This window comes from Auraticoccus monumenti (assembly GCF_900101785.1).
In the GTDB taxonomy this organism is placed as follows: domain Bacteria; phylum Actinomycetota; class Actinomycetes; order Propionibacteriales; family Propionibacteriaceae; genus Auraticoccus; species Auraticoccus monumenti.
On the sequence record NZ_LT629688.1, the window covers coordinates 3,917,466 to 3,931,230 of the forward strand.

General features: G+C 73.8%; 10 protein-coding genes. 3 read left to right on the forward strand and 7 right to left on the reverse strand.

Features of this window, described 5'->3' with window-relative positions:
- Window positions 1-24: 24 nt before the first annotated feature.
- The 7 genes from mraY to mraZ form a co-directional block, all read right to left on the reverse strand.
- A complete protein-coding gene (gene mraY, locus BLT52_RS18125; protein WP_090595481.1) occupies window positions 25-1,095 on the reverse strand; it encodes a phospho-N-acetylmuramoyl-pentapeptide-transferase in 1,071 nt (356 codons plus the stop codon).
- A complete protein-coding gene (locus BLT52_RS18130; RefSeq protein WP_197679416.1) occupies window positions 1,092-2,528 on the reverse strand; it encodes a UDP-N-acetylmuramoyl-tripeptide--D-alanyl-D-alanine ligase in 1,437 nt (478 codons plus the stop codon). Before BLT52_RS18130 ends, mraY begins: the two co-directional genes overlap by 4 nt.
- On the reverse strand, window positions 2,521-4,131 hold the full coding sequence (locus BLT52_RS18135; protein ID WP_231946382.1) for a UDP-N-acetylmuramoyl-L-alanyl-D-glutamate--2,6-diaminopimelate ligase: 1,611 nt from the start codon (window positions 4,129-4,131) through the stop codon (window positions 2,521-2,523). The genes BLT52_RS18130 and BLT52_RS18135 overlap by 8 nt, the downstream gene beginning before the upstream one ends.
- Window positions 4,132-4,189: 58 nt before the next feature.
- Window positions 4,190-6,532 (reverse strand): peptidoglycan D,D-transpeptidase FtsI family protein, encoded by a 2,343-nt coding sequence (locus tag BLT52_RS18140; protein WP_090595484.1) that lies wholly within the window; start codon window positions 6,530-6,532, stop codon window positions 4,190-4,192.
- Complete coding sequence (locus BLT52_RS18145; protein WP_090595486.1) at window positions 6,525-7,226, reverse strand: hypothetical protein; 702 nt, start codon at window positions 7,224-7,226, stop codon at window positions 6,525-6,527. The genes BLT52_RS18140 and BLT52_RS18145 overlap by 8 nt, the downstream gene beginning before the upstream one ends.
- Window positions 7,223-8,179 (reverse strand): 16S rRNA (cytosine(1402)-N(4))-methyltransferase RsmH, encoded by a 957-nt coding sequence (gene rsmH, locus BLT52_RS18150; RefSeq protein ID WP_090595487.1) that lies wholly within the window; start codon window positions 8,177-8,179, stop codon window positions 7,223-7,225. The genes BLT52_RS18145 and rsmH overlap by 4 nt, the downstream gene beginning before the upstream one ends.
- 170 nt (window positions 8,180-8,349) lie before the next feature.
- Window positions 8,350-8,778 (reverse strand): division/cell wall cluster transcriptional repressor MraZ, encoded by a 429-nt coding sequence (gene mraZ / locus BLT52_RS18155; protein ID WP_090597062.1) that lies wholly within the window; start codon window positions 8,776-8,778, stop codon window positions 8,350-8,352.
- A gap of 226 nt (window positions 8,779-9,004) precedes the next feature.
- On the opposite strand from mraZ, the gene BLT52_RS18160 reads away from it, so the two are divergent.
- Genes BLT52_RS18160 through BLT52_RS18170 form a run of 3 tightly spaced genes read left to right on the forward strand, consistent with a single transcriptional unit; the run spans window position 9,005 to window position 13,547 of the window.
- Window positions 9,005-9,988 (forward strand): AAA family ATPase, encoded by a 984-nt coding sequence (locus tag BLT52_RS18160; protein ID WP_231946383.1) that lies wholly within the window; start codon window positions 9,005-9,007, stop codon window positions 9,986-9,988.
- Window positions 9,989-9,996: 8 nt separating this feature from the next.
- On the forward strand, window positions 9,997-11,265 hold the full coding sequence (locus tag BLT52_RS18165) for a DUF58 domain-containing protein (protein ID WP_090595490.1): 1,269 nt from the start codon (window positions 9,997-9,999) through the stop codon (window positions 11,263-11,265).
- Complete coding sequence (locus tag BLT52_RS18170; protein ID WP_090595492.1) at window positions 11,265-13,547, forward strand: transglutaminase family protein; 2,283 nt, start codon at window positions 11,265-11,267, stop codon at window positions 13,545-13,547. Before BLT52_RS18165 ends, BLT52_RS18170 begins: the two co-directional genes overlap by 1 nt.
- Window positions 13,548-13,765 lie beyond the last annotated feature (218 nt).

The following is a 13,765-nucleotide window of genomic DNA, read 5'->3' on the forward strand; positions in this document are numbered from 1 at the left end:
GTCCGCCCCTCCCGTCGGCCGGGGTCACAGCCCGGCCACCCACTCGGTGTAGAAGATGCCCAGACCACCCGCGACGCACAGCCCGCAGACGATCCAGAACCGGATCACGATGGTGATCTCGGCCCACCCGATCAGCTCGAAGTGGTGCTGCAGCGGCGCCATCTTGAACAGCCGCTTGCCCTTGCTGAGCTTGAACCAGCCCACCTGCAGGATCACCGACAGGGTGATCACCACGAACAGCCCGCCCAGCACCACGAGCAGCAGCTCGGTGCGGGTCAGGATGGCCATCCCGGCCAGCGCGCCGCCCAGGGACAGCGAGCCGGAGTCGCCCATGAAGATCTTGGCCGGTGAGGCGTTCCACCACAGGAACCCGAAGCAGGCACCGGCCAGGGAGAGGGCCACCACCGCCAGGTCGTAGGGATCACGGACCTCGTAGCACTTGGCGTTCGCGGTCGCCGCGAAGGCGCAGGTCTGGTTGTACTGCCAGATGTTGATGATGGCGTAGGCGGCGAAGACCATCGCGCTGGCGCCGGTGGCCAGGCCGTCCAGCCCGTCGGTCAGGTTGACCGCGTTGCTGGCGCCGGCGATCAGCAGCATGAACCAGACGATGGCCAGCGGCAGGGCCAGGTGCAGCGGGTCCAGGTCGCGCAGGAAGGAGACGAACTGGGAGGCCGGGGTCAGCCCGCGTTCGTCGGGGAACTGCAGGGCGAGCACCCCGAAGGTCACCGCGACGATCCCCTGGCCCAGCAGCTTCGCCTTGCTGTTGAGGCCCAGCGAGCGCTGCCGGGAGATCTTGATCCAGTCGTCGAGGAACCCCACCGCGCCGAGCCCGACGAAGAGCCAGAGCAGCAGCGCCGCCGAGATGCTGGGCGGGGTCCAGGTGATCAGGTGCGCCAGCAGGTAGGCCAGCACCACCGAGGCCATGATGACCAGCCCGCCCATGGTGGGGGTGCCGCGCTTGGTGTGGTGCGCGGTGGGCCCGTCGTCGCGGATGAACTGCCCGTAGCCCTTGCGGACGAGGACCACGATGGCCAGCCGGGTGCCCAGCAGGGTCCCGAGCATGGCCAGTCCCCCGGCCAGCAGGATCGTCTTCACGTGCTCTCTCCACTCAGGGCCAGCTGCTCGGCCACGGTCTGCAGCTCGCACGCCCGCGAGGCCTTGACCACCACCACGTCACCGGGTGCCAGCCGCCCCGAGAGCGACGGTGCCGCGTCCTCCTTGGTCGCCAGCACCGTAGCCCCGACCGCGCCGGGGGTGCTGCTCCCACGCCCGTCGAACCCGGCCACGACGTCCGGGGCGTGCTCGCCGAGGACCAGGAGCTCGGTGACCCCGGCGGCGGCCGCGGCCTCGCCCAGGGCGCGGTGCTCCTGCCCAGACTGCTCCCCCAGCTCCAGCATCTCCCCCAGCACGGCCACCAGCCGGGCGCCGGGGTGGGTGCGGCGCTGGTCGGCCACCAGCTCGGCGGCAGCGGTCAGGGCGGCCTGCATCGAGTCGGGGTTGGCGTTGTAGGCGTCGTTGAGGACCAGCACCCCGTCGGGGCGGGTACTGAGCTCCATCCGCCAGTGCGAGCGGGGCCCGGCGGCGCTGAGCCCGGTGGCCACCTGGTCCAGGTCGAGCCCGACGCAGAGCGCGGCCGCGGCGGCGGCCACCGCGTTGGCCACCTGGTGCCGTCCGAGCCCGGTCAGCTCGACGTCGGCCTGCTGCTCCCCGGCGTCGTCGGCGGCGTGCAGCCGGAAGGCGTAGCGGCCGGGGCCGGCGGTCCGCACCTGCTCGGCCCACACCTGCCGCTCGGCGGTCGGCGGCCGGTGGTCCACGGCGAAGAGGGCGACCCGGGCGCGGGTGCGGGGGCGCATCCCGAGCACCCGGGGGTCGTCGGCGTTGAGCACGGCCCAGCCGTCGGCCGGCACCTCCTCCACCAGCTCGCCCTTGGCGCGGGCCACCGTGTCGCGGTCGCCGAACTCGCCCAGGTGGGCGGTGCCGACGTTGAGCACCATCCCCACCCGGGGCGGGGTCAGCCCGCAGAGGTAGCGGATGTGGCCGATCCCGCGGGCGCCCATCTCGCTGACCAGGAACCGGGTGCCGGGCTCGACCCGGGTGGCGGTGAGCGGCACCCCGACCTCGGTGTTGAACGAGCCCGCCGGGGAGACGCACGGACCCACCGGCTCGAGCACCTGGGCCAGCAGGTCCTTGGTCGAGGTCTTGCCCGAGGAGCCGGTGACGCCCACCACCTGCAGCCCCGGCGTCTGGTCGACCACGACGCGGCCCAGCCGCCCCAGGGCGGCCACCACGTCCTCGACCACGACGGTGGGCAGACCGGTGGGACGCGTCCCCAGCACGGCGGCGGCACCGGCGGCGGCCGCCGCGGGCACGAAGTCGTGCCCGTCGGCGTGCTCACCCGGACGGGCCACGAAGAGGGCCCCCGGGGTGGCGAGCCGGGAGTCGGTCACCACGTCGGGCCCGACCTCGGTCGCGCCGGTGCCGTCGGACCCCACCACCCGGCCGCCGACCTGGCCGGCCAGCTCATCGATGCTGCGTCGCCGCACGGCGCTCCCCTCCTGTCGGGTGGCCGGCGGAGGCCTGCTCGGCCAGCTCGGTCACCACCTGCGCGTCGTCGAACGGCGTCACCACGCCGTCGACCTCCTGACCGCTCTCGTGGCCCTTGCCCAGCACCGCCACGACGTCGTCGGGTCCGGCCAGGGCCAGGGCGCGGGCCAGGGCCGCCCGGCGGTCACCACCGTCCAGCACCTCCCGGGCCCGGCCGCCCTCGCGGGCACCGTCCAGCACCTCGCGCCTGATCGCCTCGGGGACCTCGCTGCGGGGGTTGTCGTCGGTGACCACGACGACATCGGCCCAGCGCGCGCCAGCGCGTCCCATCGGGGCGCGCTTGGCCCGGTCGCGGTCTCCGCCGCAGCCGAGGACGACCAGCAGGCTGGCTCCGGGGGCGCCGCCGGCCTCGAGGTCGGCGCGCAGCGCACCCAGGGTCGCCTCGACGGCCTGCGGGGTGTGGGCGAAGTCGACCACCACGGTGGGGCTCCCCCCGGGCAGGCGGAGCAGCTGCATCCGGCCCGGCACGGTGGCCGTGGCCAGCCCGGTCGCCGCACGCGCGACGTCGACGCCCAGCCGGTCGAGCATGGCCAGGGCGAGGACGGCGTTGGAGACGTTGTAGGTGCCGGGCAGCGCCAGGTCCACCGGCCAGCGACCGCCCGGGCCGACCAGGGTGAAGGTGGAGCCGCCGCGCGTGGGGGTGAGGTCCTCGGGGTGGTAGTCCGCCTCCGGGGCCAGCCCGGTGGTGACGGTGTCCAGCCCGGCCGCGCGGGCCCGGCGCTCGATCTCCGCCCCGGCCGGGGAGTCCAGGCAGACCACCGCGCGGCGGGTCCGTCCGGGGGTGAAGAGCATGGCCTTGGCGTCGAGGTAGGCGTCGAGGTCGGGGTGGAAGTCCAGGTGGTCCTGGCCGAGGTTGGTGAAGCCGGCGACGTCGAAGAGCACCGGGTCGGTGCGCTGCAGCACCAGGGCGTGGGAGGAGACCTCCATGGCCACCGCGGTGGCGCCCCGACCGGCCACCAGCGAGAGCAGGGCCTGAAGGTCGGGGGACTCCGGGGTGGTGACCGTGGTGCGCCGGCCGACCAGCTGCTCCCCGGCGACGGTGAAGCCGAGGGTGCCCACGGTGGCCGGCACCTCCCCCGCGGCGGCCAGCGCGGCCTCCAGCAGGACGGCGGTGGTGGTCTTGCCGTTGGTGCCGGTGACGGCGAGCATCGTCAGCCGCTCCGCCGGGCGGTCGTAGAGGGCGGCAGCCAGCCGGGCCGTCGCCGAGCGCGGGTCCTCGGCCACCAGCAGCCCGGTGCCGGGGGGCAGCGCGTCACCGGCCAGCGCGGCCCCCTCGGCGTCGGTGAGCACCGCGACCGCCCCGCGGGCGACGGCGTCGGAGGCGAAGCGGGCGCCGTGGGTGCGCTGACCGGGCAGGGCGGCGTACAGGTCGCCGTCACGGACCTGGCGGGAGTCCAGGGTCACGCCCTGCACGGGCCGGCTGCCGGGGCGCCGGAGCTCCTGACCCCCACCCGTCTCCGCCGCCAGCTCCCGGAGGCTCCGGGGGGTGGCGGCGGCGGGTCGCAGGTCGGTCAACGGGCTCGGCACAGCACCGACCGTACCGACTGCGGCCGGGGTCCCGCCCGTCCCGCGCCCCGGGCGAAGCTCACCACGTCAGCCGTCCCTCGTAGGCCGCGGTGGTCGAGGGGGCGATGGCGTAGCGCTGCAGGGCGAGCTGGGTGAGGTCCTTGTACACGGGTCCGGCGACGACGACGCCGTAGCGTCCGCTGACCGGCTTGTCGACCTGCACGAAGGTCAGGATCTGGGGGTCCTCGGCGGGGGCGAAGCCCATGTAGCCGGAGGTGTAGCCGTTGTAGCAGCCGCAGTCGGGGTCGATCCGCTCGGCGGTGGCCGTCTTGCCGCCGGTCCGGTAGGAGTCCAGGGTCACGCTGGACCCGGTGCCGCCCTCACCGGTGACCGCCTCCAGCATCTGGGCGAGCTGGGTGGAGGCCTCCTCGGAGATGACCCGGCGCGGCTCGCCGCGGGGCACCTCCACCGCCTCGCCGTCCTTGTCGGTGGCCGAGGCGACGATGGTGGGCGGGTTGTAGACCCCCCCGTTGAGCAGGCCCGCCACCGCCGCGGCGTACTGGACCGGGGTCATCGACAGACCCTGGCCGAAGCTGATCTGGTCGCGCTGGTAGTCCTCCATGTCGGGTCCGGGCAGGTAGCCCGAGGACTCGCCGGGGAGCTCGATCCCGGTGCGGGCGCCGAGGCCGAAGGAGCGGAAGTAGCGCGTCAGCTCCTCCTTGCCCATGTCGCGGCTGAGCATCACGGTGCCGGTGTTGGCCGACTTGGCCATCACCCCGGTGGCGGTCAGCCGGGCCCCGGTGTAGTCGGTGGAGTCGGTGATCCAGTCGCCACCGGAGCGCACCCGGTTGGGGATGGTGACCTTGGTGTCGGGGGTGATCAGACCGGCGTCCAGCAGGGCGGCGAAGGTGAGCACCTTCTGCACGCTGCCGGGCTCGAGGGCGTCGGTGACCGCCCGGTTGCCCAGGTCGTCGGGGTCGGCCGCGCCGGGCCGGGAGGCGTCGTAGCTGGGGTAGTTGGCCATGGCCAGCACCTCGCCGGTCTTGATGTTCATCATGATCGCGGTGCCGGACTCGGCCTTCGCCTTCTGGACCTGCTGGGCCAGCCGTCGCTCGGCCATCCACTGCAGCTCGGAGTCCAGGGTCAGCTGGTAACTGGTGCCGTTGACCGCGGGGGTGATCTCCTGGGTGCCGAGGGGGATCTTGTTGCCCTGGGCGTCGCGCTCGTAGACCTCCGAGCCCTCGACGCCGGACAGCTCGGCGTTCATCGAGTACTCGAAGCCCGCGGCCCCGTCGTTCTCGCCGTTGACGAAGCCGACCACGTTGGCCCCCACCGAGCCGCCGGGATAGCTGCGGATCGGGTTGCTCTCCCGGAACACCCCGTACAGCTTCCGCTCCTGCAGCTCGACGGCGAGCCGCTGGTAGGTGGCGGAGGGGACCTCACGGGCCAGGTAGACGAAGCGGGTGTCGGCCTTGGTGAGCTCGGGTAGGTACTCCTCCACCCGCCCGCCCAGGTGGGTGACCAGGACCTCGGCCACCTTGCGGGCCACCGCGATGCCGCAGGGGTCGTCCTCGCCGGGCTCGCACTCGGGGTTGGTGTGCATCGGGTCGGCGGTGACGTCGACCGCGGTCTCGCTGCGGGCCAGCACCAGTCCGTTGCGGTCGGTGATGGTCCCGCGGGAGGGGTAGAGCGGCATCGTGTACTGCATCTTGTCCGCGGCGGACTGGGCGTAGGCCGCGGAGTCCAGCGCCTGGAGCTGGAACAGCCGGCCGGCGCAGAGCGAGACCAGCACGGCCATCGCCACCATCACCACCCGGATCCGCAGGGCGCTCTTCCCCAGCGGCAGCCGGAGCGGCGGCCGGGGCACCCGGGCCCGGCGCTCGACGGCGGGACGCGGGGGGCGGCGGGGTCCGGGGCGGGCGGAGCCGGGGCGCTCGGAGCCGGGGCGCTCGGAGGTGGGGCGGCGGGGAGGACGGGCGGCCGCCGCGCGACCGGTGCTGTCGCCGGCGGGGCGACGGGTGCTCAGGCGGGGCGCGCGGCCGGTGCCCTGCGGGGCGGCGGTGCCGCGGGTGCTCCCGGCCGGGGTGCGGGGGCCGCCGGACGCGCCGCGACCGGTGCTGGCGGTGCGGCCCTCTCCGGCGCGGTCGGCTCGCTCCCCCGCCGGACGGCGGGAGGCACGGGACGGGCTCGGGGGGGTCTCGGGCTCGGGACGTCCCCGGCGCCCGGAGGCGGGGCGGGAGGCGCGCTCGGAGGCGGGCCGCTCGCTCGCGGCGGGACGGGCGGGGCGCTCCCGGCGAGACATCGGCTCGGCCTCGGATCGGCGCTCCGACGCCGGTCGACGGGTCGAGGACGGACGACGGGCGCGCCCGGCAGCGGGGTCGGCGGCGCTGCGCCGGCTGGGGTGCGGTCGGCGCTCAGTCATCCTGCTGCTCCTCCTTCTCCTTCTTGTCCTGCGCCTTGTCCTTCTTCTCCTGCTGGGCCTTGTCCTTCTTGTCCTGCTGCGCCTCGTCCTTCTTCTCCTGCTGCGCCTTGTCCTTCTTGTCCTGCTGCGCCTTGTCCTTCTTGTCCTGCTCGGCCTTGTCCTTCTGCTGCTCCTCGCGCCGTTCCTGCGCGGCGGCCCGGTCGCGGGCCGCCTCCTCGCGCTCCGCGCGCTCCTCGGCGGCCCGCTGCTCGGCGCCGGTCGGCGGTCGGGCGGTGGTCGTCGTGACCAGGGCGTCCATCTCGTCGCCCTCCACCTCGCGGGGGTCACCGGACACCTCCCCGGTCTCCAGGTCGATGAAGGCCGGGTAGGGGTTCGGACGGAGACCGAGCTCGGAGGCCTTGCCGGCCAGGTCGGCCGGGGACTCGGCGCGGTCGAGCCGGGACTCCAGCTCGGCCTCGGCGTAGGAGAGCGTGGTCAGCCGCGCCTCCAGCGCGCGCACCTCGACGGCGTTGGTCTGGACGGTGGTGTTGAGCACCAGCAGGCCGACCATGCCCAGACCGAGGGTGGCGGCGAGCACCAACAGGAAGGGCACCCGGGACAGCCGACCGGGGGGGGTCGAGACGGCGCGCAGCCGGGCCGCCTCCTGCTCCTGCCCGGAGCGCCGCGGGGTGGGGAGATGGAGCAGGGCGCTCATGCGGCGGCCTCCTTGGTGCGCTCGGCGGCCCGCAGCCGGGCCGAGGCGGATCGGGGGTTGGTGGCGATCTCGTCGGCGTCGGGCTTCTCGGCGCCGCGGGTGAGCAGCCGGAGCTCCGGCTTCAGCCACTCCGGCACCACCGGCAGGTGGTGCGGGGCGGTGTCGGAGGAGGCGGCGGCCAGCACCCGCTTGACCATCCGGTCCTCCAGGGAGTGGTAGGCCAGCACGGCCAGGCGTCCGCCCACGGCCAGGGCGGACACCGCGGCGGGGAGGACGCCCTCCAGCGCGGAGAGCTCGCGGTTCACCTCGATCCGCAGGGCCTGGAAGGTGCGCTTGGCCGGGTGGCCGCCGGTGCGTCGAGTGGCGGCGGGGATGGCGGTGGTGAGGGTCTGCACCAGCCGGGCGGAGGTGGTGAAGGGCTCCCGCTGCCGCTCGGTCACCACGGCACGGGCGATCCGGTCGGCGAAGCGCTCCTCGCCGTAGACCCGCAGCACCCGGCTCAGCTCGCGGGCCTCGTAGGTGTTGACCACGACGGCGGCGGTCAGCGCCTGGGTGCCGTCCATCCGCATGTCCAGCGGGGCGTCGACGGCGTAGGCGAAGCCGCGCTCGGTGCGGTCGATCTGCAGCGAGGAGAGGCCGAGGTCGAGGAGCACGCCCTGCACCCGGGGGCGTCCGAGCCGCTCCAGCACCTCGGGGAGCTCGTCGTAGACCGCCTCGACCAGGGTGACCCGGTCACGGTGGGGGGCCAGCCGCTCCTCGGCGCGCTCCAGCGCCATCGGGTCGCGGTCGATGCCGACCACGTGCACCTCGGGGCAGGCCCTCAGCAGGGCCTCGGTGTGGCCGGCTAGCCCGAGGGTGCCGTCGACGAGGACCGATCCGGGGGCGGCCAGGGCCGGGGAGAGCAGCTCCACGATGCGTCCGAGCATGACGGGGACGTGCTCGCGGTTCGCCACCTCGACCCCTCTCGCCCTGGTCCGTGTGTCGTGGTTCCAGCCCGAGGGCTGACTGGGAAGTGCCGCCTGGCACCGGGGAAGGTGCGCCAGCCAGCGTCAGCTCCTCGGGCTGAGACCGCGTCACACGGTCCTGCCCTCGTCGTCCTGCTCGTCCTGCTCGTCCACCCGGGTCAGAGCCCGGGGAAGACCTCTCCGTCCATGCCGGCGAACGCCGACTCCTGCGCCGCGGAGTACTCCTGCCAGGTCGCCGCGTCCCAGATCTCGACCCGGTTGATCGCCCCGATCACGACCACGTCCTTCTCCAGCCCCGCGTAGCCGCGGAGGTGCGGCGGGATGGTGACACGGCCCTGCTTGTCCGGCGTCTCGTCCGATGCCCCGGCCGCCAGCATGCGCTGGTAGTCGCGGACCTGCTTGACGCTGGTCGGTGCGGAAGCGATCTCCGTCGTCATCTGGACGAACGTGGCCATCGGGTAGATCGCCAGGGCGCGGTCCTGCGTCCTGGTGATGACCAACCCGTCGGCCAGCTCGTCACGGAACTTCGCCGGAAGGAAGAAGCGGCCCTTCTCGTCGAGCTTGGGGGTGTGGGTGCCCAGGAACACCTGGACCACCTCCTCGCTCCACGAAGGAACCTCTTCGCTCCACTTTCCGCCACTGTACTCCACTTCGCTCCACTTGACGATGCTTCTGCTCCCCCGGCGCTCCCCAGGCGCGTCGTCGGGGCGTGCTGGGTGGCGGCTCGTCCGGGCGGTGCCCTCGGGTCGAGCACGTAGAGTTGGCCATCTGGGCCCGCGACCGGGATCCGGGCACGCAGCAGACGGAGGAAGAGTGAGCCTCGACTACGACAGCCAGACAGCGCCGACCCAGACGCTGGACGACGTCCTCGACGTCATCGGACGGGTCCGGAGTGCGATCGAGACCGTCATCGAGGGCAAGCGCGACAGCATCGACCTCGCCCTGATCGTGCTGCTGGCCGAGGGGCACCTGCTGGTGGAGGACGTCCCGGGGGTCGGCAAGACGATGCTGGCCAAGGCGCTCGGACGCTCCATCGACTGCTCGGTCCGTCGCCTCCAGTTCACCCCCGACCTGCTGCCCTCCGACATCACCGGGGTCTCGGTGTACAACCAGCAGAGCCGTGAGTTCGAGTTCAAGCCGGGCGGCATCTTCGCCAACATCGTCGTGGGCGACGAGATCAACCGCGCCTCGCCGAAGACGCAGTCCGCGCTGCTGGAGGCGATGGAGGAGCGGCAGATCTCCGTCGACGGCACCACCTACCTGCTGGCCCCGCCGTTCATGGTCGTGGCCACCCAGAACCCGATCGAGATGGAGGGCACCTACCCCCTCCCCGAGGCCCAGCGCGACCGCTTCATGGCCCGGATCGAGATGGGCTACCCCACCCCCAGCGCGGAGCTCGACATGCTCGAGCACCACGGCTCGAGCGACCCGCTCCAGCTGCTGCAGCCGGTCACCGACGCCGCGACCGTCCGTGGCCTGGTCGCCGCGGTGAAGGAGGTCTACGTGGCACCGGCGGTGAAGGAGTACGTGATCCAGATCGTCAACGCCACCCGGAGCTCGCGCGACCTCCGGCTCGGCGCCTCGCCCCGGGCCACCCTGCAGCTGCTCCGGGCTGCCCGCGCCCACGCCGCCCTGGCCCGCCGCGACTACGTCACCCCCGACGACATCGCGTACCTGGCCACCCCGGTGCTGGCCCACCGGGTGCTCCCCTCCACCGACGCCCAGCTCGCCCGGCGCTCGGTCGGCGACATCATCGCCACCGCGGTCCGCTCGGTGGCGATCCCCGACCGTCCCTGAGCGCGACGATGCGGAACCCGTGGCGCCTGCTGACCTTCCGGGGGCGCGTCTTCGTCGTGGTGGGGTTCTGCCTCGGCGCGCTCGCGGCCCTGCTCGGCCAGCGCGACGTCGTGTGGCTCGGCCTGCTGCTGGTGCTGCTGCCGCTGGTGGCCTCGCTGCTGGTGGCCCGCACCCGGCTGCGGCTGTCCTGCGAGCGCTCGGTGGTGCCCAGCCAGGTGGCGATCGGGGATCCGCTGATCGGCCGGCTGGTGCTGGAGAAGACCGGGCCGATCCCCTACGGCATCCTCCGCTTCGAGGACTACGTGCCCCGCCACCTGGGGGTGCGGCCGCGCTTCACCGTGCAGACGCTGGCCTCCCACTGGCGCCGCGAGTTCACCTACCCGATGAACGGCAGCACCCGTGGCCGCTACACCACCGGTCCGCTGATGGTGCGCAGCAGCGACCCCTTCGGCCTGGCCCAGCTGGACCGCCAGTTCCACGCCACCTCCGAGGTGATGGTCACCCCACGGATCGTGCCGCTGGAGGAGATGCGCAACGCCGGTGGCGGTGGCAGCACCGGTGAGTCCCGGCCCCAGCGCCTGGGCGTGGTCGGCCAGGACGACGTGCTGGTGCGCGAGTACCGCCAGGGTGACGACGTCCGTCGGGTGCACTGGCGCTCCACCGCCCGTCGCGGGGAGCTGATGGTGCGCCGCGAGGAGCAGGCCTTCGACCCCAGCGTGACGGTGATGCTGGACTCGCGCAGCGCCGTGCACGGCGGGCAGGGCAAGGAGTCCTCCTTCGAGTGGGCGGTCTCGGCGGCGGCCTCCCTGTCGCTGCACTTCCTGACCGACGGCTACGACCTCAACCTGCTGGAGACCCGCGGGCCGCTGACCATGGTCGGCGAGGCGGGCGCGCAGCAGGTGACCACCCGGCACAACGTGGTGCACAAGCTGACCGACATCACCACCACCTCCGAGCCGTCGGTGCGCCCGATGATCGAGGCCGCCCTGGCCAACCAGGGCAGCCAGCTGGTGGTGGCCGTCCTGGGCCGGCTGACCCGCGGGGAGGTCGAGCAGCTGGAACGCACCCGGCACAACCGGGCCGCCGGCCTGGCGCTGGTGGTGGACGCGGACTCCTTCGCCTCGCGGTCGGACCGGGCCGGCGCGGAGGACCGGACGGAGCACCTGGCCGCGGTGCAGCTGCTCCGCGAGCACCGCTGGCGGGTGGTGGTCGCCGACCGCGAGACCTCGGTGGGCCAGGCCTGGTCCGACCTCGAACGGATGGGAGAGCTCGTCTGATGCGTGCCTCTGACCGCAGCGCGATCGCGGTGATGATCGCGGTGGCCCTGTCGAGCCTGACGCTGCTGCCCCTGACGCAGGACCTCAGCTACGTGCCGCTGGCCCTGGTGGTCACCGTCGCCGTCACCCTGGTCGGTGGTGTCGGCCGACGGCTGGCCCTGGGCAACGGCGCGGTGCTCGGCGTCCAGACCCTGGTGCTGGTGGCCTTCGTGCTGGGTATCGCCCTGGCCCTGGGTGGGGCCGAGGACGGTTTCCTCAGCCAGGTGGCTGGGCTGTACACCTCGGCCGCCGAGCACATGCGCACCCAGGCGGCGCCGATGCCCCCGCACCCGGGGGTCAAGCTGCTGCTGGTCACCGCGGTCGGGGTGGTGGCCGTGCTGACCGACGTGCTGGTGGAGGGCATCGAGCGTCCGGCCTGGGCCATCGCGCCCCCGCTGACGCTCTACCTGGTGCCGGCCCTGGGGCTGGCCGAGGACCTGAGCTGGTGGCCCTTCGTGCTGCTGGCGGTCGGGTACGCGGTGGTCCTGCTCAGCGAGGGGCTGACCGCCGCCGACCGCTGGCCGCGGTCGGTGGGCAGCGCCGACCACCCGCAGTCCGACCAGGGCACCCACCTGGGCTACGCGGTGCGCGCCGCGGCCATGGTGGTGGTCCCGGTGATCGCGGCGACCGTGCTGGTGGGCACGGTGCTGCCGCTGCCCGGACAGCTGGGGTGGGGCTCCGCCGCCGGTCGCGGGGCCGACGGCCCGCTGCAGATGACGGACCCGACGCTGGACCTCAAGCGCAACCTGACCCAGCCCGAGGACTACACGGTGCTGTCGTACCAGACCGACGGCCCCTCGGGCAGCTACCTGCGGATGGCCAGCCTGCCGGTGTTCAACGACTCGGGGTGGCAGAGCGCGGCCATCGCGCTGCAGCCGGGTTCGGACCTGCCACCGCCGCCGGGGCTGACCAGCGAGCCGGCCCGCACCCGCACCACCGAGATCCAGATCGGTGACTTCCGCTCCGAGTACCTGCCCCTCCCCTACGCCACCCGCTCCTTCCAGGCCGAGGGCGAGTGGGCCTTCGACGACGTGTCGCTGATGGTGCTGGGCACCGGCCAGGAGCGGAACGAGGCCACCCGCAACCTCTCCTACCAGGTGGAGAGCGTGGACATCGAGCCCGAGGGCAGCCGCCTCACCGAGGCCGAGCCCGGGACCCCGGAGGACGCCAACCTGACGGCGGCGCTGCCCCCGGACCTCCCCGCGGAGATCATCGACACCGCCCTGGAGGTGACCCAGGACGCCGAGAGCCCCGCGCTCAAGGCCGCGGCGCTGCAGGCCTTCCTGCGCTCCAGCGAGTTCACCTACAGCACCGAGCCCAACCAGGGCACGACCTATGAGCAGCTGGCGGACTTCCTGGTCCGGGACCGGCGCGGCTACTGCGAGCAGTTCGCCGGGTCGATGGCCGTGATGGCCCGCGTGGTGGGCATCCCCAGCCGGGTCGCGGTCGGGTTCCTGCCCGGCAGCCGCACCGCCAGCGGCTGGGAGGTCTCGGTCCGCGACATGCACGCCTGGCCGGAGCTGTACTTCGAGGGCGAGGGCTGGGTGCGTTTCGAGCCGACGCCCGCGCTGGTCACGGGCAACGCCCCGCCGTGGACCATCGAGGGCACCAACGCCGGTGGCGACTCCACCGACGGCGCCGCCGACCCGAGCGCCTCCTCCGCCCCCTCGGCCTCGGAGAGCAGCGCCTCCACCCCGACCCCGACCCCGAGCGACTCCTCCGACGCCCTGGCACCGACCGACGGGGCCTTCCCCTGGGGCCGGGTCGCGGCCGCGGTGGGGGTCCTGCTGGGCGTGGGGGCCCTGCTGGCCGTGCCCGGTCTGCTCCGGCTGCGTCGTCGGCGGCTGCGGCTGGACCACGGCGGTGAGGTGCGCGACCGGGTGGAACGGGCCTGGGCCGAGCTGCGCGACACCGCGCTGGACACCGGTCAGACCTGGCCCGGCGGCTCACCCCGCAGCGTGGGGACGACCGTCGCGGCCGACCTCGAGGCCGGGCCCGCCCGCGCCCTCACCGCGCTGTCGCAGCTGGTCGAGCGGGCCCGCTACGCCAGGAGCCTGGAGACCCACGCCAACGTGACCGGGCTGACCCAGGAGGTGCTGGAGGGGATGACCCGCCACCTCACCTGGGACAGCCGGCTGCTGGCTGCGGTGTGGCCGAAGTCGTTGTTCGCCGGGGTGGAGTGGCGGGTGCCGGACCGGTTCCGCTTCTGGGAGCACATCAGGCTCCCCGGACGCCACCGCTGAGCCAGGGTCTTCGGGTCACCCGCCTCCTGGGCTGAGGCGGGTGCCGGACGTGGCGCTGAGTGCTCCGGAGGAGCGCGCCGGTGTCGGCGGGGACGCGGTCCCGCCGCTGCCGAGGATCCCGGGCAGCCGGACCGCGGGCGAGCGCTGCTGCCGGTGGGGTCGGGATCGCGACGCGGTGCAGGGTCCCCGGACACAGGGTCGGCCCCGGAGAGGCTCGA

What these genes read in the sequence shown, in the direction of transcription:
- BLT52_RS18145 (WP_090595486.1), bottom strand. Translation starts at nt 7,226, where the DNA reads ATGAGCGCCCTGCTCCATCTCCCCACCCCGCGGCGCTCCGGGCAGGAG.
- BLT52_RS18140 (WP_090595484.1), bottom strand. Translation starts at nt 6,532, where the DNA reads ATGACTGAGCGCCGACCGCACCCCAGCCGGCGCAGCGCCGCCGACCCC.
- BLT52_RS18165 (WP_090595490.1), top strand. Translation starts at nt 9,997, where the DNA reads ATGCGGAACCCGTGGCGCCTGCTGACCTTCCGGGGGCGCGTCTTCGTC.
- BLT52_RS18170 (WP_090595492.1), top strand. Translation starts at nt 11,265, where the DNA reads ATGCGTGCCTCTGACCGCAGCGCGATCGCGGTGATGATCGCGGTGGCC.